Genomic DNA, 21,988 nt, shown 5'->3' on the forward strand with positions numbered 1-21,988 from the left:
AATGATGAATAGGCGTGTACCCGCTGGCGATAAGCTTTTAAATCAAGGGTAATATTTATCCATGTAGATCGTCAGCCGAGACTAATCTACATTGGCTCCCTTACCTGAAGCCTGAGTTACCCGAATGTCGCCTACCTGCTTGCCAACCCTTCGCCCCAACGTACTGCGCCCTGGAGACGCTGTAGCTCTGGTTTCACCTGCTGGCCCGGTGGCGGCGGCGAAGGTCGAGAGCGCGGCAGAAGTTCTGAAGAGCTGGGGCCTGAAGCCCCGTATTTACCCTCACGCGCTGGATACTCACTCTTTCTATGCGGGCACTGATGAGCATCGACTTGCCGACTTCAATGCCGCACTGGCCGATCCGGAAATCCGCGCACTCTTCTGCAATCGTGGCGGTTATGGCGCACAACGGATTGTTCAGCATCTGGACTTCGATGCGGTAAGGCGTGATCCGAAGCTCGTGATTGGTTTTTCTGATATCACTGCATTTCACGGAGCGCTCTGGGAACATGCGCGACTGGCAACCATTCACGGGCCTGTCGCCAGTCAGCTTGAGCGGGGTGGCGTGTTCGTCAGCGGTCTGCGGCACGTGACCATGAGCACCGAACCGGTTGTGGTGTCAGCAGATCCAGCGGAGCGCACTTTCGATGTGCGTACTCGCGGCACTGCTCAAGGCATATTGCTGGGCGGTAACCTGAGCATACTCAGCAGCAGTGTGGGCACTGGCTACATCCCTGACCTGAACGGCGCCATTCTGCTGATCGAGGATGTGGGTGAGGCAGCTTATCGAGTCGACCGTCTGCTGACCCAACTCCTCAACAGTGGTGCGCTGAATGGGCTGGCGGGCATTGCGGTTGGGCAGTTCAGTGAACCCAAAGGCGCAACCGGAGCGATCACCCATTCAAGCGTATTGATGGAGCGACTGGGGGACTTGGGTATTCCTGTCCTGGGCGGTCTGTCCATCGGCCATGACGCCGTCAACTACGCGGTGCCTCTGGGCATAGAGGCCACGCTGGATGCTGATGCCGGAACCTTGCTGGTTGGTGCTGCGACACGCTGACGCCAATCTGCACGTAATCAGCGCTCCACTCTGGGTAATTGCTCCGAATCGGGCGTTCGCATGTGGCTGTTCGTAAGTTTTTCAGCGCTTCCATCCTGAAAATCCGGAGCTTTTAGCTGACCCTTGATCTGGTTTAACCCCCGGAACAGTCTGAAAACGACTTCGGCATAGCTAATCGCCATTATCTCGACGTCAAACTCTTGTGCATCCCCAGATCCATTGCGAATCTGCACGATTATTGAATGGTGCGATTCAAAGGCCTCAGTCGAAAGGCGGGTCGCTATGAGTCATCGAACGGGGATGAGCGCTATGATTTCGGCCGTGCAAGCTCGAGTTGCCAATCTTGGTGTGGCCAAAAAACTTGGCGTGGGTTTCACGCTGGTTTTGCTGCTGACCGCTCTGGTGGCGGCGATCGGCGTCTGGTCGTTGAAAAATATCAGCGTTCATTTCGACGGACTGAAACAGATGTCATCCCTCAACAGCGGGCTGCTCAAGGTTCGGTTGCTGGAACAGGAATACGCACTGCGCAGTGACCCCAAGATCGTTGAGCAACTGCATGCAGGCATTGACGAGTTGAATGCACTGGCTGAACAGCTGAAGTCCCAGTCCCCGGCCAGCGAGTCCAGAATGGCTGAGGTCCAGCAAACGCTGGGCGCTTACCGCACGTCTTTCGATCAGTTCGTTGATATCAGCCAAAGCAAGGACCTTGCTCTGGAAATGGCCAGTTGGTCGGTTTCCAGTGTTGCCAACAACCTGGATGTTCTGCAGGCCGGGTTGGCAGATGACGGTACTTATTGGCTCAAGGATTCAAAGGGTGAGCAGGGCGCTGAGTTCATTGAGCAGGCCAATCAGGTCAGCCAGGTTTCCAGGCTGATGATGCAGGCCATGGACGAGGCGCGAGTGCGTCTCGACAAGAGCCGAAAGACGGGTTCGGGTGATGAGGTCAAGACTGGCAAAATCCAGCAGGCAGATGAGGCAAAGACGCTGGCCGAAGAGCTCAAAGGCGTTGTCAAGGATGAGGGCTATCTAACGGTGCTGGGTGAGGTCAGCACGCATATTGGCAACTTCAACGACAAATTGAGCGAATACACCGATTTGCTCGCCAGTGAGGCTCAGGTATCGCAGCAATTGGCAGCTAATGCCAGACAGGTCGTCGAGCAGGTGAAGCAGGCTTATGCCGCTGAAGATCAGTCAATGCAGGCGCAGCTCACCACGAACACGTTGCAGATCATCGGGTCATCCGTGGTGGCCTTGCTGGTGGGCGTGATTGCTTCGCTGCTGATCACTCGCTTGATCGTCCGGCCGCTCCGCAGCGTTATTGCTGTTGCGCAACGCATCGCGGCGGGCGATCTGAGTGGCAGTATCGAGGTGCGTCGCAGTGATGAGATCGGCCAATTGATGCTGTCCATGCAGCAAATGGGGGCAGGCCTGAGCGGCATAGTCAGTGGTCTGCAAGCGGGTATCGATCAGTTGGCCAGCTCCGCGCATTCACTTTCGGCTGTGACCGAGCAGACCAACCGTGAAGTCAGTCATCAGCAGGAAGAGACCGAGCAGGTCGCGACGGCGATGAACCAGATGACGGCAACCGTACATGACGTCGCCCGCAATGCGGAAGAGGCGGCACTTGCTGCTCAGAGCGCGGATGACAAGGTCGACAGCGGCCAGACAGTGGTGCGCCAGAGCCTTCAGCGGATTGAGCAACTGGCGAGCTCTTCGGCGTCGGCAAGCGACAGCATCGAAAACCTCAGTGCCGAGATCCAGAACATTGGCACCGTGCTGGGTGTGATTAAAAGCGTGGCCGAACAGACCAACCTTTTGGCTCTCAACGCCGCCATCGAGGCGGCGCGTGCAGGTGAACAGGGCAGGGGCTTTGCGGTGGTGGCCGATGAGGTCCGGGCATTGGCCAAACGCACTCAGCAGTCCACCGAAGAAATCGAACGTCTCATCAGTAGTCTTCGCACCGGTGCGTCGGCTTCGGTGGCGCAGATTCAGAGCAGCGGTGAGCTGGTCAAACTTGCAGTCAGCGATGTGCTGCAAACAGAAAGCGCACTGGGCAGCATTGCTGCGGCGGTTTCGATTATCCAGCAGATGAACCAGCAAATCGCCGCAGCGGCAGAACAGCAGACTTCAGTGGCTGAAGAGATCAACCGCAGCGTCACCAATATTCGCGCCAGCGCCGACCAGTCGGCCGTGGCCATGCGTGGCAATGCGGCGTCGAGCACCGAGCTGGCATTACTTGGGACCGAGCTGAAAGGGATGGTCGGACATTTCAGGTTGTAGCGAAACACGAAATCTTTACTGGCCTGTAGGCGCTGTCGAAGGCTGCGAAGCACTTGGTTTGATACACCGCTATTGCAGCCTTCGGCAGCTACAGGTCACTCGGTTTCTGCGCAGAAGAGTTAGACCCACAGAATCATCTTTGAACCAGGTAGATGTATTGCTGAAACGATCTGCCTCTACCGACGCGACCTCCCGTTCAAAATCACCATCGTCACAACCCCCGCCACAATCCCCCAGAACGCCGAACCAATAGAAAGCAAGGTCAGGCCTGACGCGGTCACCATAAAGGTGATCAGGGCCGCCTCGCGCTCCTTGGGTTCATTCATGGCAACAGTCAGGCCATTGATGATCGAGCCGAACAACGCCAGAGCTGCGATCGACAGCACCAACTCCTTGGGGAACGCGCCGAACAATGCCGCCAGCGCCCCGCCATAAATGGCTGCAACGGCGTAGAAAATCCCGCACCAGATGGCGGCTGTGTATCGTTTCTCCCGGTCTTCATGAGCGTGGGCGCTGGTGCAAATGGCTGCACTGATGGCGGCCAGATTGAGCCCGTGGGAACCGAACGGCGCAAGCAGTAATGAAGCAATGCCGGTGACTGAAATCAGCGGCGAGGCAGGCACGTGGTAACCATCAGCGCGCAACACGGCGATACCCGGCATGTTCTGCGAGGTCATGGCCACTACAAAAAGCGGAATGCCGATACTCACGGTTGCTGCCAGGGAAAACTCTGGAGTCGTCCAGACCGGCATCGCGACTTCTAGGGTAAACCCGCTGAAATCCAGTAAGCCCAACCATCCTGAGAGCGCGGTGCCCACCAGCAGCGCACCCAATACGGCGTAACGCGGTGATACCCGTTTGATCAGCAGGTAGGTAAAAAACATGCCCAGCACCAGGGAGGTACGGTGTTGGGCGGCGATAAAGATTTCGCTGCCGATCTTGAACAGGATGCCTGCCAGCAACGCCGCAGCCAGGGATGCGGGAAGCTTTTTTACCAGTCGATCAAAGCTGCCAGTCACGCCGCAAATGATGACCAACACCGCACAGGTGATAAACGCGCCGATGGCCTCTGGATACGCCACGCCACCCAGGCTGGTGATCAGCAAGGCTGCACCGGGGGTCGACCAGGCCACGGTGATGGGTGTCCGATAACGCAACGAAAGGCCGATGCTGCATATGGCCATACCCACGAACAATGCCCAGATCCACGAAGAAATCTGCGCACTGGTCAATCCGGCTGCCTGACCCGCCTGGAACATCAGTACCAGCGAACTGGTACAGCCCGTCATCATGGCGATAAAACCAGCGACTATCGCGGCGGGGGAGGTGTCGGCCAATGGGCGTAGGCGGGCGGGGGGTGAAGCGTTCATCGATCCATCCTTGAGCGTGTGCAACGGCAGGCTGCAAGCGTAAACGTAGTGGTATCAGAGTGTTGCGATACAGCGGTATTCGTAAACGTGAGTACAGTTACCAGGCAGTCTGACCCTGTAGGAACTCAAGAGCACCGCGAGGCAGCGATGGCGGTCTGTCTGACACATCGCTATCGCTGGCCTCTTAACCTCGGTGAGTCCTACAGGTCCAGTGCTGGATGTTCAATCATCCTCGCGAGAAACAGGCCTTGCGCTACCCTGCAAAGTCCTGCCCAGCGCTTCATTGACCTGCAGCCAGCCATCAACGGCATCGCGACCCGCTTCGGCAAAGACCCGTTGCAACAGCTTTACCTGTTCGCGGCGCAATGCCTGCTCAAACTTGACGCCTTCTTCCGTCAGCCCCAACAGACGTTTACGTTTGTCACTGTCCGGGGCGGTGCTGTGGACCAGGTCCATTGCGATCAACTGACGCAGAGGCGCGTTGAGTGCCTGCTTGCTCACACCCAGCACGCCGAGCAGCTCTTTCACGCTCAACTCCGGGTAGCGCGCGATGAAAAATACCACGCGTTGGTGTACACGGCTGAAGCCTCGGCGGGCGAGCATCTCATCGGCTTTGGCTGTGAATGCCTGATAGCCGAAGAAGAAAGCTTCCATGGCTGCTTGTTGGGAGGCGGAATTTTTAAGGTCAAGCATATTGACGTATCTGTGTCCGGCGTCGTAATTTCGGTCAACCAGTTTGACTTATTTCCAATTACTTCGGCTAGCGGTGATCTCAATGGCTTTCTCTGAACGCGTGTCCCGGCTTAAAAGTTCTCTGATTCGTGAAATCCTTGCCGCAGCGCAGCGTCCGGAAGTCATGTCGTTCGCCGGTGGCCTGCCGGCCGAAGCCATGCTACCCAAGGTGGAATGGGCGGACATGCCCGTTGCGCTTGGCCAGTACGGCATGAGCGAGGGCGAGCCTGAATTGCGCGAAGCCTTGGCCACAGAGGCGCGAGCTATCGGTTTGCAATGCGATGCCAGCCAGGTATTGATCGTCAGTGGCTCGCAGCAGACGCTGGATCTGGCGGCCAAGCTGTACATCGATAAGGGCACAAAGATTGTGCTCGAGGCGCCGACTTACCTGGCTGCGCTGCAGATCTTCCAGTTGTTCGGCGCCGATTGCCTCACTGTGCCGCTGCAAACCGATGGCCCTGATTTAATTGCATTGCGTGAGCAACTGGAGCAGCACAAACCTGCGTTCGCTTATCTGATTCCGACTTTTCAGAATCCCTCTGCAGTGCGTTACAGCGAGGCCAGCCGGGTGGCCGTGGCTGCGATGCTTGATGAGTTCGGTGTGACCTTGATCGAAGACGAACCCTATCGCGATCTGACATTTGATGGCGGCAGTGCCAAGCCCATCGCCAGTCGTTTGCAAAAAGCCAGCTGGATCTACACCGGTACCGTGTCGAAAACCCTGTTGCCTGGCTTGCGGGTCGGTTATCTGATCGCCAGCCCCGATCTGTTCCCACATCTGCTGCGTTTGAAGCAGTCAGCGGATCTGCACACCAACCGTTTGGGTCAGTGGCAGGCACTGCAATGGATCGGGACCGAGCACTACCATGAGCACCTTTCGCAATTGCAGAGCTTCTACCGTCAGCGTCGGGATGCATTTGAGGCTGCACTAAAACAACACTTTGCCGATATAGCTGACTGGAACAGTCCGCAAGGTGGTCTGTTTTTCTGGCTGACGCTCAAGCAGCCAATGGATACAAGGACTTTGCTCGATGAAGCGCTGAAGCAGGATGTCGCGTTTATGCCGGGGGAGCCGTTTTTCGCTGATCCGGATGCTAATCCTGGTTACCTGAGGCTTAACTTCAGCCATATCGACCCGGCCCGTCTTGACGAAGGTCTGAGACGATTGGCGGCAGTTGTACGTCAGGCCCAGTTAGAGCAGGCCGCTTAGCAGCGAGCATCAGGCGAATTTAAGGAGAAGGGGATGTACAAGGTTTACGGCGATTACAAATCGGGAAACTGCTACAAGATCAAGCTGATGCTCAACTTGCTGGGTGTTGAATACCACTGGGTGGCGGTGGATATCCTCAATGGTGAAACCCAGACCGCAGCCTTTCTGGAGAAGAACCCCAACGGCAAGATTCCAGTACTGGAGCTTGAGGACGGCACCTGTTTGTGGGAGTCCAACGCGATCCTCAATTTTCTCGCCGATGGTAGCCAGTACCTGCCAAGCGAACCGCGACTGCGTACTCAAGTGCTGCAATGGCAGTTCTTCGAGCAGTACAGCCATGAGCCAAGCATCGCCGTCGCTCGCTTCATCCAGTTTTATCTGGGGCTGCCTGAGGAGCGTCTGGAGGAATATCGTTCGTTGCATAAAGCCGGTTACCGCGCGCTGGCAGTGATGGAGCAGCAACTGAAACGCACGCCGTTCCTGGTCGGCGATAACTTTTCCATCGCAGACATTGCGTTGTACGCGTACACCCATGTTGCCCATCAGGGCGGTTTCGACCTGACGCCATATCCTGGCATCGAGCAATGGCTGGAGCGTGTGAAGGCGCAACCTGGTTACGTGGGGATGCTGGACTGATCGAAATGGATGCCTGAAAAGCCGGTCACGCAACATGACCGGCTTTTTTATGTCCGATTGTTTAGCAGGGCTGAAATCACTTGGCTGTGTCAGCACAGGCATTTAGTCTGCGCGCCCTTCGGGAGCGACCCCGTGACCCGATATCAACGACTTCAGGAAAGGAATTCCCTATGCGCTTTTCAATGATGGCAGTGCTGATGTTCATGGCGCTGGGTATTGGTTGCTCTGCTTCTGCGAAAACAGAAGATTGTGATGCCAACCAGGCCGCGATGAACCAATGCGCGAGCAAGCAACTGGCGACACTGGACGCGGAGCTGAACACGCAATACAAGGCGCAAATGGCGTACTTGCAGACGCCCGCGAAGCAGCAGGCGCTGAAGAGCGCGCAGCAGAAGTGGATTGCTTTCCGTGATGCGGATTGTACGTATCAGGTAGGTAAGCCTGAGGACTCCGGCTCTATCTGGCCACTGCTGCAGTCCCGGTGTCTGGCTGAGCATACCCAAGTCCGGGTAGACCAGTTGAAGGCTTATGCGGCGTGCCGTCAGGAGGGCTGCCCGAACTGATGTCGGGCAGCGGGGCGTGAATCAGACCGTAGCGAAACGCTGATTCAGATAGTCGATGATTACTTTGGATTCGTACATCCAGGTAGTCTTGCCGTCTTCTTCGATACGCAGGCAAGGGACTTTGATCTTGCCGCCCTCATTGAGCAGGGTCTGACGATCGTGCTCATTGTTTTTGGCGTCGTGCAGTGCCACCGGGACGTTGAGCTTGTGCAGGGTACGACGGGTTTTGACGCAGAACGGGCAGGCATTGAACTGATACAGGCTCAGATTCTTTGCTGACTGCTCGACGGCAGCCTGGGCCTCGGGCGTGCGTTTTTTCTTCGCCGGGCGGGTAATGAAGTCGCCGAAGATCACCAGTTGGCCAAGACCAACCCTCAAAGCTTTTATAAACACGTGAAGACCTCGCGAGAAACAGGCGGGAACGTATCGCCCATGGCCCGGCGAGTGGTCAGCCGGGCAGGGCGTCAGTCACTTGATGAGGCTGAGGAACTCGCTGCGGGTGGCAGCGTTTTCGCGGAATTCGCCGAGCATGACCGAAGTGATCATCGACGAGTTCTGCTTTTCGACACCGCGCATCATCATGCACATGTGCTTGGCTTCGATTACCACGGCAACGCCCACTGCGCCGGTCACTTGCATGATCGCTTCGGCGATCTGGCGGCTGAGGTTTTCCTGGATTTGCAGGCGGCGGGCATACATGTCGACGATGCGTGCGACCTTGGACAGACCCAGCACCTTGCCGTTGGGGATATAGGCGACATGTGCCTTGCCAATGAACGGCAGCAGGTGGTGTTCGCACAACGAATACAATTCGATGTCCTTGACCATCACCATTTCGCTGGCGTCGGAGCTGAACAGGGCACCATTGGTGACCTCTTCCAGCGTTTGCTGATAACCGCGACACAGATACTGCATTGCCTTGGCAGCGCGTTTGGGAGTGTCGAGCAGACCTTCGCGGGAAACGTCTTCCCCCAGTTGGCCAAGGATCGCGGTGTAGTTCTGTTCCAGTGTCACAGGGGTTGTTCCGTAAAAGGTAATGCTGTCCGCAGCGGTACCGTGTCGATAACCAACATTTGCACGACATGGCCAGGCTGATCAGCAAGAAATGCAGGGCAAGCCTGCGTTGCGCGACATAGTAACGTAGGACAGGCGGCAATTGTATCGCTCGATGTCGGTAGGTTGCCTTCCAGACCGCTTTCACGGGGTCACGGCAGTCTTGTGGGGAGACGATTGCTACTTGATATTGGGCAACAGTCGTACTTCCACGCGTTGTCCCAAAGCACGTGCCGCACTGGCCAGGGTTGCCAGAGTCATCCCCGCGTCGCTCTCATCAAGGGCGCGGTCCACCACTGTCCGGCTGGTATGCATCCGCTCGGCGAGGTCTTTTTTGGTAACTTTCTGAAGCCTCATCGTTTCTGCAAGCTGCCAGGATATGACTCGTTTCAGTGCCGCAGCGGTGACTTCTTCGACAAGATCCTGTTCCGCAAGAAAATCGTCGAAGTCAGATCCTACGTTCTCGTTCATCATTGGCTCCTCATAGCCGCGACTTGCGCTGTCGTGCAGTCGTTAAATCCGTTGAAGGTGTCTTCTGGCTTTTTTTGATGAAGCCGTGAAGCAATACCATTTCGCAAGCTGTGACCGTGAACAGTACCCGGGCAATGGCATCGCCAAGATCAACCCTGACCTCCCAGAGCCCGGCTTCAAGCTTTCGAACAACGGGCATACCCATCGGCCATCCGAGTTGGACGGCTTTTATATCAATCCCGATCAGTCGCCTGTGCTGGCGCGTTAGATTTGATAGCCATTCACGAACCGGCTCATTGCCAGCGTCTGTGCAGAAGAAACGTACGGCGAGAACAGGTGTGTCATCAGGCGTGAGGATGCAGTGTACCTAAATAGGTGCATATGGCAATGGCGGAAGACTTGCGGATGCCTACTGTAGTCACTGATGATGAGAGCCGGTGGTAGATATGTATCCAATCGCTTACCAAACCCTTACCAAGCCACGACAGAAATAACCCCGCTCTCGCTGTCTGAACGAGCAGGTAACAAATACCTGTCGCATGAGAGAGTGAAGTGATGTTTGGTCGAATGATGAAAGTGGCAATAGTGGTTGCTGTGCTGTCTACCGTCTCAGGCTGCTGGCCATTCTGGGGTCCAGGCGGGCCCGGCGGGCATGGAGGCGGTGGCGGGCACGGTGGCGGCGGTCACTATGAAGGTGGCGACCGCGGTGGTCCAGGTGGTGGCGGCCCGGGCGGACGACCGTAACGAACCCGGAGTGTGTTCAGGCTGCGACGGGTTACTCGTCGCGGCCTTCCATCATGGTCCGCTTCAGGATCACGTAAACCGCTCCCGCGCCGCCGTGCTTCGCCTGGCACGAACAGAATCCCAACACTTGGGGATGTTGTCGCAACCAGGTGTTGACGTGGCTTTTGATCATGGGGCGCTTGCCGTCCAGTCGCACCGCTTTGCCGTGGGTAACGCGCACGCAGCGGATTTCCAGCTTGGTGGCTTCGGCGAGAAACTCCCACAAGGTTTCCCTCGCGACCTCGACCGTCATGCCGTGTAAATCCAGGCTGCCCTCGAAGCTGATCTGACCGAGCTTGAGCTTACGCATCTGGCCTTCCTGCACGCCATCGCGGGACCAACTCAATACATCCTCTGGTCCTACGTCGATCACGAACTGATCCGACAAACCATCGACTCTTACTGAATCGGTGCGCACCGTTGCGGACTGACGCAGTTTTGCCAGGAGTTTACGGTCGGTTTTCGGTTTGCCGACATCGGCATATTCTTGCTTGATGGGCTTGACGCCGCGTAACTCGTTTTTGAACAGGGAAAAATCGTCGTCTTGCATGTCAGCCTCCGCGAAGGGGGCTAGTTTAACCAAGTCGTGGTCTGCGGCGTGATTAAAACGCCGCTTTTGGCAACTCGGGTCTGCCCCTGCAACTGACATGACGCGATTTATCGTGAGGCCCGGGAGAAGGGCCGTAAATTCGCTGGGTATTCATTTGCTTGCGGCTAAAGCCAGTCCTACCGCACGACATTCCCGACAGGAACTACCGCTCAATCATTCTTCTTCATCAAATGCGGCGACATGTTCAGACCATTTTTGCGGCGGCGGCCCAGTCGGCAGCGGCGCCATAGCCAGACGCCGACGTAGAGCACCAACAAACCACCGAACACTACCAACGCTGCGCCCAGCGGACTGGCATTGAGTTCACCCAATACTTGTGGGCGGCCAATCAGGCTGGAAACACCGGCCATCGCCAGCAATACGCCGAAAGTGGCCAACAGGGCAGCAATGGCCGAACCAATGCGCACGCCCCAACTACCCGGTCCTTTTGGACGCAGGCGACGGGCATCAAAACCGTCGGATACTTTCATTCCGATTTCCTCCAGAGTATCGGGGTCTGACTCGTATAAAGGGCGGCTGGTTCCCGCAGGGAGGGATTGAAGGGCAGAAGGCGGGCATTAATGGATGGGCGGTTATGTGAACGGCGTCACATGACCGCTATTGCGGCGGCGGTTACGCGAAGAGACCTGAGTCGAGGCAGTCCGGCATGGAGTGGTGACACTCTTAGCCGGGCAGGGCAGTTGACTTCTGGAGGCTGGTGCTTCAGATCAGGTCTTTGGTAAGGGCCAGAGTCGCAAAGTTATCGTTCATGATCGCCATTTCGGTGCGATGAACGATATGGGCGCTGACCACGCCGTCCGGGCTCGGCAAGTCGCGGGTTGCGCAAGCGTCGTCCACCAGGGTGCAGCGATAGCCGTAATCCTTTGCTGCGCGCACGGTGGTGCTGATGCTCGAATGGCTCATGAAGCCGCAAACGATCAGGTCAAGATGACCCAGGCTTTGCAGCAGGTCATCCAGTCCGGTGCCGTTAAAGGCATTGGGCAGACGCTTTTCCACTACCTGCTCGCCTTCATGTGGCTTGAGGTCTGGCATGAACTCGCCGCGCTCGCCTTGCGGATCGAACAGGCCACCGACTGTACCGAGATGGCGGATATGCACGATCGGGCATTTTCCAGCGCGGGCGGCTGCTACCAGCTGGCAGATGTTCGCCGCAGCTTCATTTACTCCGGTCAGGGCCAGCGGACCGCTGAGATATTCTTTCTGTGCATCGATAATAATCAGCGTGGCATTACTCAAAGTGGCCGCTGCATAGCCACGGCCGCTGAGTTGAAACATGGTCTTTGGATCGGACATCTGGGGCTCCTTTGTGTGGGGCTTTTGCGACATTCTCCTCCGCTGGAGCGGTTCTGGGAATGGCGACGATGAGAAGCTCCGGATTCTCTGGCCTGTAGCGGCGTTGGTTGATCCAGGCGGATAGCATTATGCCCTGATTGAAAAGCCGCGTATCCATAACCATCGTCGAACATGAGATGCGTCAGAAATGGGTGGATCAGTAATGGCACGGGGGCATCGTGTGATACGTTCCTGGCTGCTAGAATCCCAAGACGTATTCCAAGGAGCTTGTCCCAGTGATCACATCCCGCTTGCGCACTGTGCGCGACCATATCCGTTGGGCGGTTAGTCGCTTTCACGAAGAAGACCTGTTTTTTGGGCACGGCACCGATAACGCCTGGGACGAGGCGCGCCAGTTGGTTCTGGGCGCCTTGCACCTGCCTTGGGAAATTGCCGACAGCTATCTGGATTGCCGGCTGGAGCTTGATGAAATCTCCGAGCTTCAGCGTTTGATTGCACGCCGCATTGATGAGCGCGTGCCAACGCCTTATCTGCTGGGTGAGGCATGGTTCTGCGGGATGTCGTTCATTGTCGATGAGCGTGTACTGATCCCTCGCTCACCGATCGCCGAGCTGATCGAAAACCACTTCGCCCCTTGGCTGGCGGACGAGCCGGCACGCATTCTGGATCTGTGTACGGGTTCTGGCTGCATCGGTATTGCTTGCGCCGACGAGTTTCCGGAGGCCGAAGTCGTGTTGGCCGACCTGTCGTTTGAAGCGCTGGAAGTTGCCAACCAGAACATCGAACGCCATGGCGTTGACCAGCGTGTCTATACCGTTCAGGGCGATGGCTTTGATGGCCTGCCGGGCCAGCGTTTCGACTTGATCGTCTCCAACCCGCCTTATGTCGACTCCGAAGATTTTTCGGATATGCCGGACGAATACCAGCACGAGCCGGAACTTGCCTTGGCTTGTGGCAGTGATGGTCTGAATCTGGTGCGACGGATGTTGAGTCAGGCGGCGAATCATCTGACCGAAAAGGGTCTGTTGATTGTTGAAGTTGGCAACAGTCAGGTTCACGTCCAGGCACTGTACCCGGAAGTCGACTTCACCTGGCTGGATTTCCTGCGCGGCGGTCACGGCGTTTTCATGCTCAGCGCTGCCCAGTGCCGGGAGCATCAGGCATTGTTTGAGTCGCGGGTCTGATTGAGCAGATTCAAGGCGCTCTCGGTGAGCGCCTTGAGTTTGAAGGCTAGCGGTGGGTTGCAATCCAGATCAGCAACCCGGCCTGGAAGACTGCAAAAGTAACCAAGCAGGCAATAGTGAAGCGCAAGCCGCTGTCTTCACGTTTGTACTTGCCGACTCGATCCTCGTGCTGACGGATCAACCCTTCCTGCTCAATCATCTTCTTCTCGGCGCCCTCCAGCATCTGTGAGGCCTCGAGAATTTCGATGATTTGAATCTTGTCGTTGTTCCAGGTGCTGTGCAGGTTGCCCACCTGGACTTCCTTGAAACTGCCCTTCATGTGCTGCGCATCAGCATAGGCGACTTCGAATCCCTGAGTTTTCAGGAAGTGGTCGCGGCGCAAGCGGGTGTCTTCGTTCAGGCCGTCCTTGCTAGGCAGGGCAAACGTTTCGACTTTGTAGGCCGACCATTTTTTCTGCGCCCAGTGGATACCCTGAGCAATCAGAAAACGCCCGATGCCACGGTTCCATGGCTCTATCTGCAAGCCGGAATCCGGCCCGAAGCGCACGATATGCTTTTCATGATCGACCCAGACATCCAGATGATTCTGTTCACGCCGCACCCGTTGGCCTGGCAACTGAATGTTCAGGCGCAGCAGGCTCAATTCCTTGCTGTGGCGCTCGGCGCGACCAAACTGGACAAAGCGCAGCGGCCGGCCACCGGTGGCACGGTCGGTTTGCAGCGGGGCCAGGCGCAGCATCAGAAAGTGTTCCGGCTTGACGTCGTCCCACAGCTGCGCAGGCGCCGAGGCTTGAGCTTCAGCGGCTTTGGTGTCTTCAATGGTGTCGGGTAATGCTGTTGTTTCTGTCATGTTTACGGCGATCCTGTCCTTGACCCTGTGCAGCAAACACAGTGCCAGCAAATCCCTATCGGCCGTTTTTACGAGTCCTGAAGGGTGTCCGTGATTTCCTGACGTCAAATTTCCATGATTACGCCGCAGGCACGGCTTCTATGAAACGCAAAATCCGTGTGGAAAGCTCACTCGACAGCGGCAGTTGCGGATCTTTGTACGACGCCAACTGACGCTTGATGTCGTTCGGCACGATACGTAACACGTGGTTCATGCCTTCGATCAAGGCCAGTTCGGCATCGGGTTTCGCCTTTTTCAATAGCTCGGCGTCACCGACACCCACCTGAATATCATGGCGACCCTGCACGATCAGCGCCGGGACTTGCAGCTTGCCGAACGCCGCGGCCGGGTCCTGACGGAACAACGAAATCAGATACGGCTGAACACTGGGCCGGAACACCACTTCAAGTTCGGCCGGAACATCGTTGTCGGTCTTGCCCGCCTTGATTTCGTCGATCAGCTGATTGCTGCGCAAGAGCAGTGGCGGTGGCAGACGGTATTGCAGTTGTTCGCGTAACACTTGGTCTACTGGGCGGCCGGTGCCAGCCACGGAGATCACAGCGGCAGCACCGGCTTTTTCAGCCGCCAGAGCCGCCACCAGTGCGCCCTCGCTGTGGCCCAGCAGGATCAATTGCCCCAGACGAGGGTCAGCCTTGAGTTTCTGGCCCCAGGCTTGTGCATCGGCAACATAGGCCTCAATGCTCAGGTTGCGCTCATCCGGGGTCGCGGCCTTGCTGGCGGCAACGCCGCGCTTGTCATAACGCACGCTGGCGATGTTGTGTTTGGCGAGGATGCGCGCCAGGCGTTTCATGCTGTCGTTGCGCCCGCCGTCGGGATTGTTGCCATCGCGGTCGGTAGGGCCGGAACCCGCGATGATCAACACCACGGGCACCGGTTCAGTGGATTTGGGCAGCAACAAGGTACCGGACAACTCGCCCGTCGCGGTTTGCAGGACGATGGGTCGCTGTAGTACGGATGGGGTGGCAGCGTGAGCAAGCCCGGTGAGCAGGGGAAGAATCAAAGCGATAACTCGTAGCATCGTTGGGCCACTATCTGTTTGGATGCCGATTGGACGCGGCCAGACGAATAAGGTTCGAGGATGAACTACACGAGCAGCCTGCGTATACTGGCGGGTCTGTTTATATCGACCTGGTTTTTTCGCTGATTTATCGGAGCGTCCGCATGTCCGGCAACACCTTCGGCAAGCTGTTCACTGTCACCACCGCCGGCGAAAGCCATGGTCCGGCGCTGGTTGCTATCGTTGACGGCTGCCCGCCGGGCCTTGAGCTGTCGCTGCAAGACCTGCAAATTGATCTGGATCGGCGCAAGCCCGGCACCAGTCGCCACACGACCCAGCGCCAGGAAGCGGATGAAGTTGAAATCCTTTCCGGCGTTTTCGAAGGCAAAACCACCGGCACCTCCATTGGCTTGCTGATTCGCAACACTGATCAGAAGTCCAAGGATTATTCGGCGATTCAGGAACAGTTCCGTCCGGCCCACGCTGACTACACCTACCACCACAAGTATGGCGTTCGTGATTATCGCGGCGGCGGTCGCAGCTCGGCGCGGGAAACAGCCATGCGCGTGGCGGCTGGCGCTATCGCCAAAAAGTATCTGGCAAAGATGGGCATCGTGGTACGCGGTTACATGAGCCAGCTCGGGCCGATCGATATCCCGTTCAAGACCTGGGATTCGGTTGAGCAGAATGCGTTTTTCTGCCCGGATCCTGACAAGGTTCCGGAGCTGGAAGCCTATATGGACCAGTTGCGTCGTGACCAGGATTCAGTCGGCGCAAAAATCACGGTCGTTGCTGAAGGCGTGATGCCGGGCCTGGGCGAGCCGATCTTCGACCGTCTGGATGCTGATCTGGCTCATGCGCTGATGAGCATCAATGCAGTCAAGGGAGTGGAAATCGGCGCCGGTTTCGCCAGTGTTGCGCAACGCGGCACCGAGCACCGCGACGAGCTGACGCCTGCAGGTTTTCTGTCGAACAACTCTGGCGGCATTCTCGGCGGTATTTCCTCAGGTCAGCCGATTGTGGCGCACCTGGCGCTCAAGCCGACCTCCAGCATCACCACGCCCGGGCATTCGATTGATGTTCACGGCAACCCGGTAGATGTGATCACCAAGGGGCGTCATGACCCATGCGTCGGCATTCGCGCCACGCCGATCGCCGAGGCCATGATGGCTATCGTGCTTCTTGATCATCTGCTGCGTCATCGTGGCCAGAACGCCGACGTCCGGGTGACCACGCCTGTGCTGGGTCAGCTGTAATGCCCGATGGCGTTGCTGCTGCCAAGGGCAACTGACGTGACGCAATCCCCGGCTGGACAGTTGCCTTATTGGCGGCTGTCCAGTTTTTACGTTTTCTACTTCGCCTTGCTGGGCTCTACCGCGCCATTTCTGCCGTTGTACTTAAGCCACCTCGGGTTCTCCAGCGCGCGCATTGGCGAGCTGGTGGCGATCCCGATGCTGATGCGTTGTGTTGCCCCAAATATCTGGGGTTGGCTAGGGGATCACACCGGACGTCGATTGGTGATCGTGCGGCTTGGAGCTATCTGTGGGCTACTCGCGTTTTCCCTGATTCTGATCGAGCAAAGCTACCTATGGCTGGCGATGGTCATGGCTCTGCATGCGTTCTTCTGGCACGCAATCCTGCCGCAATTCGAAGTCATTACCTTGGCGCATTTGCGCGGGCAGACGTCTCGTTACAGCCAGATCCGGTTGTGGGGCTCAATTGGTTTCATCCTGACCGTAGTGAGCGTGGGGCGTTTATTCGAGTGGCTGAGCCTCGACTATTTCCCTTACTTACTGGTCGCTATCATTTTCGGGATTGTCATCAGCAGTTGGTGGGTGCCCAATGCGCAGCCGATCGTGTCGACGAGTCATGCTGAAACAGGTGGTTTTTTCCGGCAACTGACTCGTCCAGGAGTGTTGGCTTTCTACGCCTGCGTCGGGCTGATGCAATTGAGTCACGGCCCGTACAACACATTCCTGACGCTGCATCTGGAGCAGTTGGGTTACGCCCGAGGGTTGATCGGGTTGCTTTGGGCGGTCGGCGTCGTTGCTGAGGTGCTGATGTTCATGGCCATGAGCCGAATATTGCAGCGCTTCTCGGTACGTCAGGTACTGTTGACGAGTTTTTTGTTGGCGGCGCTGCGCTGGCTGTTGCTGGGTAATCTTGCTGACCATTTGACGGTGCTGCTCTTCGCCCAATTGCTGCATGCTGCCACGTTTGGCAGCTTTCACGCGTCTGCCATCCACTTCGTGCAACGTAGCTTCGGCTCGCAGCAACAAGGTCAGGGACAGGCGTTATACGCGGCTTTGGCCGGGACGGGTGGTGCGTTGGGCGCGCTTTACGCCGGTTACACCTGGAACTTCCTTGGCGCCGGCTGGACATTTACCATCGCCAGTGCTGCGGCACTGGCTGGTGCCGTGATGGCGGCTACACGAATGAAAGAGGAGCGGGCATGAGCCGCGAACAACTGAGTCAGGCAATTATCGACGCCGGCCGTTTTCTGTACGGTCGTGGCTGGTCACCTGCTACCAGCAGTAATTACTCGGCGCGGCTGTCTGCCACTGAAGTGCTGTTGACGGTGTCGGGCAAACACAAGGGCCAGTTGGGCATTGACGATGTGCTGGCCACTGATCTTGAAGGCAATAGCCTGGAGCCTGGCAAAAAACCGTCTGCGGAAACCTTGCTGCACACGCAACTCTACAGTTGCAAACCGGAAGTTGGTGCAGTGCTGCACACCCATTCGGTCAACGCGACGGTATTGTCGCGTCTGACCAAGGCCGATCATCTGGTCTTTGAAGACTATGAGCTGCAAAAGGCCTTCAGTGGCGTGGTGACTCATGAGTCGCGAGTAGTGGTGCCCATTTTCGACAACGATCAGGATATCGTGCGTCTGGCGGCGAAAGTGCAGCCCTGGCTTGATGCACACCCTGATTGCGCGGGTTATCTGATTCGCGGCCATGGCTTATATACCTGGGGCGCGAAGATGAGCGACGCACTGCGGCAGATCGAGGCTTTCGAGTTCCTCTTTGAGTGCGAACTCAAGACACTTGCCGTACTGAACCGATAACGTTTTTTTAGCGTTCAGCCTGAGCGACCTGTAAAAGTCGCAGGGCACATTGAACCGAGCCGAACCGAACTGAGGAGCGCCGCCATGAGCAGCCTGTATGTTTATCACCAGTCCAGCCCTGAGCAGCCCGATAAAGTCCTGACGCATCTGGAAGACATCGCTTCGACCCTCGCCGAGCACGGAGTGGGTTTTGACCGCTGGCAGGCCGCGACTCCGATCACCCCGGGTGCCAGCCAGGAAGAGGTGATCAGCGCTTATCGCGTGCAGATCGACAGGCTTATGACCGAACGCGGTTATGTCACCGTCGATGTGATCAGCCTCAACAGTGATCACCCGCAAAAGGCCGAGTTGCGCGCCAAGTTCCTTGATGAACATCGCCATTCCGAAGACGAGGTGCGCTTCTTCGTCGCCGGGCGCGGTCTGTTTACTTTGCATATCGGCGAGTATGTCTACGCCGTGCTGTGCGAAAAGAACGACCTGATCTCGGTTCCAGCGGGCACGCCGCACTGGTTCGATATGGGTGAGAACCCGCATTTCGTGGCGATTCGCCTGTTCAACAACACTGAAGGCTGGGTCGCGAATTTCACTGGCGAGAAAATCGCTAGCCAATTTCCTCAGCTTGACGATTTATAGGATTCGGTTTTCATGACCATCAAAGCAGTCCTGACTGATATCGAAGGCACCACCAGCGCGGTCAGTTTTGTCTTCGACGTGTTGTTTCCTTACGCAGCAAAACATCTGCCGGATTTCGTCCGTCAGCAGGCCTCTCGCCCTGACGTCGCCACGCAGTTACAAAAGGTGCGTGAAGACAGCGCCGAGCCGGATGCCGACGTCGAGCGTGTCATCGAGATTCTCCTGAGCTGGATTGCCGAAGATCGCAAGGCCACACCGCTCAAAGCGCTGCAAGGCATGGTATGGGAGCAGGGTTACGACGCCGGTCAGCTCAAAGGCCATGTTTACCCTGACGCGGTGCACGCGCTGCAGAGCTGGCATCGGCAAGGTTACGGGCTTTACGTCTATTCCTCTGGCTCGATTCAGGCGCAGAAGCTGATCTTCGGCTGCTCTGAAGCGGGAGATCTTTCGGCCTTGTTCAGCGGCTACTACGATACGACCTCCGGGCCCAAACGCGAGGCGCAGTCGTACCGCAATATCACCAAGGCCATTGGCTTGCCAGCAGAAGAGATCGTTTTTCTTTCGGACATCGTCGAGGAACTGGATGCCGCAAAGGCTGCCGGCATGGCCACTTGCGGCCTGGTACGGGAGGGGGGCGAGTTAGCGGGCCACGTCAACGTGGTGAGTTTTGCCGATATAGACCTCGCGTCATTTTGATCCTCCGAGACAACCGTCCTTCTAGCGGGTTAGCGGCGGTCGCCATCCGCTAACTCGGTCTTTTAAGCCGATTATCTGTCGACGCAAGTAAGCCTCGTCCTGCTGAAAAGTAGGACGAGGCTTTTACTTGGGTAAGTAATACCTGTTTGTTTCGAGTGTTGTTCTACAGCGCTTTTAATCGTGTAGTTTCCTGATCCACCCATTCCCGGCGCAATCAATCAAGCCCTGCGCCGAGCCTGGAAAAGGAGCGAACTGCGATGGGAAGTGCTGAATCAATCAACTCGACCGAGAATCCACTCATACAACAAATGGTCAGGAGCATTCATGAGCTGGACAGCAATCAGGCTATCGAAAATGCGCTGGACTGGTTGCGCCAGGAGTGTCAGTGCGAAGGGGCGATATTTTGCCAATTCAGAGGCACGATGCTGTTGACGTTGGTGACATCCAATGTTGATAGAGCGTGGAGTCAGGATTACCGGCGGCAACTGTTACTGATGGATGACCCTGTAGTCAGTCATTACCGCGAGCATTTGGGATTCGTCGACTGGAGCGCGGCGTTCAAGCGTTATCCACCTACGGCGGGTTTCGGCCGCTCAGTTGAAAAGCACGGACTGACCCCCGCATGCTCCTACGGCTACACAAGTCCTGCCCGCAGCTTTCAGGGAGTGACGTCGATTTGTTCGCTGAACGGCTTGAGTCGAGCGCTCAAAGGTCCCGACCAGTATTTGTTATCCAGCCTCGTCCCTGTCCTGCATCTGGTAGGGCGCGGGACAAAGTTGCGCTCCAAGGGGTTGAGTGAAAAAGAAGTCGAGATACTCGAATGGGCACGTGACGGCAAAACAGCGTGGGAAATCGCCACGATCAGGCAAGTGTCCGAGGCAACCGTTAAATATCACCTAAGGAGTATTTACAGCAAACTCGGGGTTTCCAACAAGGCTCAGGCGGTGGGGGAGGCTTTATGTCAGGGCATTATCAGGTGAGCGAACACCAACCGGTATTCCCGGCTGTTTATTATTCCCGGCCAAAAAAAAGCCGTGAATGCCAATTGGCAATCACGGCTAAACAAAGGGAGCGAAGCGTTTGAATCAATGCAGCATGAAACGGACAATCAAAAATCTGAATCAACGGGTGTGATAGGTCGGCAGATCAAAACGGTGCTGGCTTTGCAGCATCGAGATCGCTGGCAGATCACTTGCCTGACTCGCCAGATCACGACGAATTGCGCTGATTACCCACTCAAGTTGAACTGGAGTGTGGAGCTGCGCGTAGGACACTGAACGGCGAATCTGCTTACCTTCGTTGTTGCGCAGGGAAAGCAGCACACCACCGTCAGGACGGGCTTGGGTGGTCACGTCGAATTCTGAAAATACGGATGCGAATTTTTCTTGAATAAAGGTCATGTCTAGCGGCTCCATTGCTCATGGGATAACAAGCTTGGTAGTACTAGTGCAGTGACTGTGCCAGTATTTGCGTTGTTTAAAAATCCTTTTAAAACAATGGCTTACAGAAAATTTAAATTTTCAGATTCGTGCAATATGCATGAATGGCTATCGGGCATCCTGCATTTTGCGGGTTTTTTAAGGTTTTTTTCAGCGGCGAGGGAACTTTGCCGAGTAGAGCAGAAAGGATTCAGCGAGTAGATCGAGTGGTGTCGCGTGAATACTCCGACCGCGCTTTTGGGTTTTTATTCAGGCGATCAATAAAAAAGATGGTACGAACGTCTCATCAGTCGATGAACGGTCGCGGGCTATTCGCGCACCTTGACCCGAGACGAACGGCTCTGGAGACTTGCGGTCATTAATTGAAGGAGACAGCAGCGATGCGGCTGCTGATCTCGTGCCTTATTAATGCAGGAGTTACCCATGTCAGATCAGAACACCAGCAATCAACCTGTGCAGATGAACGACGAGGAAGCTCTGGAGTTTGCCGAGCAGGTATTTGACGTTGCTCGTCGCGGTGACGCAGTGATGCTGGACAGGTTGCTGGAAAAAGGCCTTACGCCCAACCTGCGTAACCACAAAGGCGACACGCTATTAATGCTCGCCAGTTATCACGGCCATCAGGATGCCGTACGGGTTTTGCTCAAGTATCAGGCTGATCCGGAAATTCGCAACGACAACGGTCAGAGCCCGATTGCAGGGGCCGCATTCAAGGGCGATCTGGAAGTGGTTAAATTGTTGGTCGATGCCGGGGCTGAAGTCGAGGGCGCATCGGCTGACGGTCGCACGGCGTTGATGATGGCAGCGATGTTTAACCGTACAGCGATCGTCGACTACCTGATCAGCAAGGGTGCAAACCCCAACGCCCGGGATGCCAAGGGCGTGACGCCGCTGGCGGCCGCACAGACCATGGGGGCGGCAGATACCGCAGAGCAATTGGCCCGACTCGCTGGCTGAAATGTGTTGCGGGCGTAAGTGATAGGGGCGCAAAGGATTTGTCGGTA

The 21,988-nt window shown here is 56.6% G+C and carries 26 protein-coding genes and 1 pseudogene; 15 read left to right on the forward strand and 12 right to left on the reverse strand.

Annotation, left to right across the window (positions count from 1 at the left end):
* Window positions 1-124 precede the first annotated feature (124 nt).
* From AUC60_RS11485 to AUC60_RS28540, 3 genes and pseudogenes are all read left to right on the forward strand, one after another.
* On the forward strand, window positions 125-1,057 hold the full coding sequence (locus AUC60_RS11485) for a S66 peptidase family protein (RefSeq protein WP_087266942.1): 933 nt from the start codon (window positions 125-127) through the stop codon (window positions 1,055-1,057).
* Between the two features lie 1,194 nt (window positions 1,058-2,251).
* A pseudogene (locus AUC60_RS28535) lies at window positions 2,252-2,476 on the forward strand (HAMP domain-containing protein); the annotation flags it as partial.
* Window positions 2,474-3,337 carry a methyl-accepting chemotaxis protein gene (locus tag AUC60_RS28540; protein WP_420800733.1) on the forward strand — a complete coding sequence of 288 codons (864 nt, stop codon included), beginning with the start codon at window positions 2,474-2,476 and terminating at the stop codon, window positions 3,335-3,337. The pseudogene AUC60_RS28535 and the gene AUC60_RS28540, both read left to right, overlap by 3 nt.
* A gap of 176 nt (window positions 3,338-3,513) precedes the next feature.
* Here the strand turns inward: AUC60_RS28540 and AUC60_RS11500 are convergent, their stop codons facing one another.
* Window positions 3,514-4,707 (reverse strand): benzoate/H(+) symporter BenE family transporter, encoded by a 1,194-nt coding sequence (locus AUC60_RS11500; RefSeq protein ID WP_087266949.1) that lies wholly within the window; start codon window positions 4,705-4,707, stop codon window positions 3,514-3,516.
* 222 nt (window positions 4,708-4,929) lie between these two features.
* Window positions 4,930-5,400 (reverse strand): MarR family winged helix-turn-helix transcriptional regulator, encoded by a 471-nt coding sequence (locus tag AUC60_RS11505; protein ID WP_087266952.1) that lies wholly within the window; start codon window positions 5,398-5,400, stop codon window positions 4,930-4,932.
* An 82-nt stretch (window positions 5,401-5,482) separates the two neighbouring features.
* Here AUC60_RS11505 and AUC60_RS11510 point away from each other — a divergent pair, with 82 nt between their 5' ends.
* The 3 genes from AUC60_RS11510 (at window position 5,483) to AUC60_RS11520 (ending at window position 7,848) form a co-directional block, all read left to right on the forward strand.
* The gene (locus AUC60_RS11510; protein WP_087266955.1) at window positions 5,483-6,649 is read left to right on the forward strand and encodes an aminotransferase-like domain-containing protein; all 1,167 of its coding nucleotides are present in this window, start codon (window positions 5,483-5,485) and stop codon (window positions 6,647-6,649) included.
* A 33-nt stretch (window positions 6,650-6,682) separates the two neighbouring features.
* Window positions 6,683-7,285 (forward strand): glutathione S-transferase family protein, encoded by a 603-nt coding sequence (locus AUC60_RS11515; protein WP_087266958.1) that lies wholly within the window; start codon window positions 6,683-6,685, stop codon window positions 7,283-7,285.
* Between the two features lie 170 nt (window positions 7,286-7,455).
* Window positions 7,456-7,848, forward strand: coding sequence for a lysozyme inhibitor LprI family protein (locus AUC60_RS11520; protein ID WP_087266962.1), 393 nt, complete (start codon window positions 7,456-7,458; stop codon window positions 7,846-7,848).
* Window positions 7,849-7,869: 21 nt separating this feature from the next.
* Here the strand turns inward: AUC60_RS11520 and AUC60_RS11525 are convergent, their stop codons facing one another.
* From AUC60_RS11525 to AUC60_RS11540, 4 genes are all read right to left on the reverse strand, one after another.
* Window positions 7,870-8,241, reverse strand: a complete 372-nt coding sequence (locus AUC60_RS11525) for a glutathione S-transferase N-terminal domain-containing protein (protein WP_158099112.1) — start codon at window positions 8,239-8,241, stop codon at window positions 7,870-7,872.
* Between the two features lie 75 nt (window positions 8,242-8,316).
* Window positions 8,317-8,862 (reverse strand): GTP cyclohydrolase I FolE, encoded by a 546-nt coding sequence (gene folE, locus AUC60_RS11530; RefSeq protein WP_087266964.1) that lies wholly within the window; start codon window positions 8,860-8,862, stop codon window positions 8,317-8,319.
* A 219-nt stretch (window positions 8,863-9,081) separates the two neighbouring features.
* Window positions 9,082-9,372, reverse strand: coding sequence for an XRE family transcriptional regulator (locus AUC60_RS11535; RefSeq protein ID WP_087266968.1), 291 nt, complete (start codon window positions 9,370-9,372; stop codon window positions 9,082-9,084).
* A 10-nt stretch (window positions 9,373-9,382) separates the two neighbouring features.
* The gene (locus AUC60_RS11540) at window positions 9,383-9,730 is read right to left on the reverse strand and encodes a type II toxin-antitoxin system RelE/ParE family toxin (protein ID WP_167384335.1); all 348 of its coding nucleotides are present in this window, start codon (window positions 9,728-9,730) and stop codon (window positions 9,383-9,385) included.
* Window positions 9,731-9,927: 197 nt separating this feature from the next.
* On the opposite strand from AUC60_RS11540, the gene AUC60_RS28545 reads away from it, so the two are divergent.
* Window positions 9,928-10,116: a hypothetical protein gene (locus AUC60_RS28545; protein ID WP_087266971.1), complete on the forward strand. Its 189-nt coding sequence runs from the start codon at window positions 9,928-9,930 to the stop codon at window positions 10,114-10,116.
* A gap of 31 nt (window positions 10,117-10,147) precedes the next feature.
* Here the strand turns inward: AUC60_RS28545 and AUC60_RS11550 are convergent, their stop codons facing one another.
* From AUC60_RS11550 to AUC60_RS11560, 3 genes are all read right to left on the reverse strand, one after another.
* On the reverse strand, window positions 10,148-10,705 hold the full coding sequence (locus AUC60_RS11550) for a Smr/MutS family protein (RefSeq protein WP_087266974.1): 558 nt from the start codon (window positions 10,703-10,705) through the stop codon (window positions 10,148-10,150).
* A 209-nt stretch (window positions 10,706-10,914) separates the two neighbouring features.
* A complete protein-coding gene (locus AUC60_RS11555; RefSeq protein ID WP_087266977.1) occupies window positions 10,915-11,235 on the reverse strand; it encodes a hypothetical protein in 321 nt (106 codons plus the stop codon).
* A gap of 232 nt (window positions 11,236-11,467) precedes the next feature.
* Window positions 11,468-12,058 carry a cysteine hydrolase family protein gene (locus tag AUC60_RS11560; RefSeq protein WP_087266980.1) on the reverse strand — a complete coding sequence of 197 codons (591 nt, stop codon included), beginning with the start codon at window positions 12,056-12,058 and terminating at the stop codon, window positions 11,468-11,470.
* 275 nt (window positions 12,059-12,333) lie between these two features.
* Here AUC60_RS11560 and prmB point away from each other — a divergent pair, with 275 nt between their 5' ends.
* Window positions 12,334-13,242, forward strand: coding sequence for a 50S ribosomal protein L3 N(5)-glutamine methyltransferase (prmB, locus tag AUC60_RS11565; protein WP_087266983.1), 909 nt, complete (start codon window positions 12,334-12,336; stop codon window positions 13,240-13,242).
* Window positions 13,243-13,288: 46 nt separating this feature from the next.
* On the opposite strand, the gene AUC60_RS11570 is transcribed toward prmB, so the two are convergent.
* Together AUC60_RS11570 and AUC60_RS11575 are read right to left on the reverse strand one after the other, a co-directional pair.
* Complete coding sequence (locus AUC60_RS11570) at window positions 13,289-14,092, reverse strand: hypothetical protein (RefSeq protein WP_087266986.1); 804 nt, start codon at window positions 14,090-14,092, stop codon at window positions 13,289-13,291.
* Window positions 14,093-14,210: 118 nt separating this feature from the next.
* Window positions 14,211-15,170: an alpha/beta hydrolase gene (locus tag AUC60_RS11575; protein ID WP_087266989.1), complete on the reverse strand. Its 960-nt coding sequence runs from the start codon at window positions 15,168-15,170 to the stop codon at window positions 14,211-14,213.
* Window positions 15,171-15,313: 143 nt separating this feature from the next.
* On the opposite strand from AUC60_RS11575, the gene aroC reads away from it, so the two are divergent.
* From aroC to AUC60_RS11605, 6 genes are all read left to right on the forward strand, one after another.
* Window positions 15,314-16,405, forward strand: coding sequence for a chorismate synthase (aroC, locus tag AUC60_RS11580; protein ID WP_087266992.1), 1,092 nt, complete (start codon window positions 15,314-15,316; stop codon window positions 16,403-16,405).
* A 36-nt stretch (window positions 16,406-16,441) separates the two neighbouring features.
* Window positions 16,442-17,605 (forward strand): MFS transporter, encoded by a 1,164-nt coding sequence (locus AUC60_RS11585; RefSeq protein WP_158099113.1) that lies wholly within the window; start codon window positions 16,442-16,444, stop codon window positions 17,603-17,605.
* Window positions 17,602-18,216 (forward strand): methylthioribulose 1-phosphate dehydratase, encoded by a 615-nt coding sequence (locus AUC60_RS11590; protein ID WP_087266997.1) that lies wholly within the window; start codon window positions 17,602-17,604, stop codon window positions 18,214-18,216. The genes AUC60_RS11585 and AUC60_RS11590 overlap by 4 nt, the downstream gene beginning before the upstream one ends.
* An 84-nt stretch (window positions 18,217-18,300) precedes the next feature.
* Window positions 18,301-18,849: a 1,2-dihydroxy-3-keto-5-methylthiopentene dioxygenase gene (locus AUC60_RS11595; RefSeq protein WP_087267000.1), complete on the forward strand. Its 549-nt coding sequence runs from the start codon at window positions 18,301-18,303 to the stop codon at window positions 18,847-18,849.
* Between the two features lie 12 nt (window positions 18,850-18,861).
* The gene (mtnC, locus tag AUC60_RS11600) at window positions 18,862-19,545 is read left to right on the forward strand and encodes an acireductone synthase (RefSeq protein ID WP_087267003.1); all 684 of its coding nucleotides are present in this window, start codon (window positions 18,862-18,864) and stop codon (window positions 19,543-19,545) included.
* A 257-nt stretch (window positions 19,546-19,802) separates the two neighbouring features.
* Window positions 19,803-20,525, forward strand: a complete 723-nt coding sequence (locus AUC60_RS11605; RefSeq protein ID WP_087267006.1) for a helix-turn-helix transcriptional regulator — start codon at window positions 19,803-19,805, stop codon at window positions 20,523-20,525.
* A gap of 141 nt (window positions 20,526-20,666) precedes the next feature.
* Here AUC60_RS11605 and AUC60_RS11610 read toward each other — a convergent pair whose 3' ends face one another.
* On the reverse strand, window positions 20,667-20,945 hold the full coding sequence (locus tag AUC60_RS11610) for a DUF3509 domain-containing protein (RefSeq protein ID WP_087267009.1): 279 nt from the start codon (window positions 20,943-20,945) through the stop codon (window positions 20,667-20,669).
* Window positions 20,946-21,407: 462 nt separating this feature from the next.
* Between AUC60_RS11610 and AUC60_RS11615 the strand changes: the two genes are divergently transcribed.
* Window positions 21,408-21,941 carry an ankyrin repeat domain-containing protein gene (locus AUC60_RS11615; RefSeq protein ID WP_087267012.1) on the forward strand — a complete coding sequence of 178 codons (534 nt, stop codon included), beginning with the start codon at window positions 21,408-21,410 and terminating at the stop codon, window positions 21,939-21,941.
* Window positions 21,942-21,988: the final 47 nt, after the last annotated feature.

It is taken from the genome of Pseudomonas caspiana (genome assembly GCF_002158995.1).
Lineage (GTDB): Bacteria > Pseudomonadota > Gammaproteobacteria > Pseudomonadales > Pseudomonadaceae > Aquipseudomonas > Aquipseudomonas caspiana.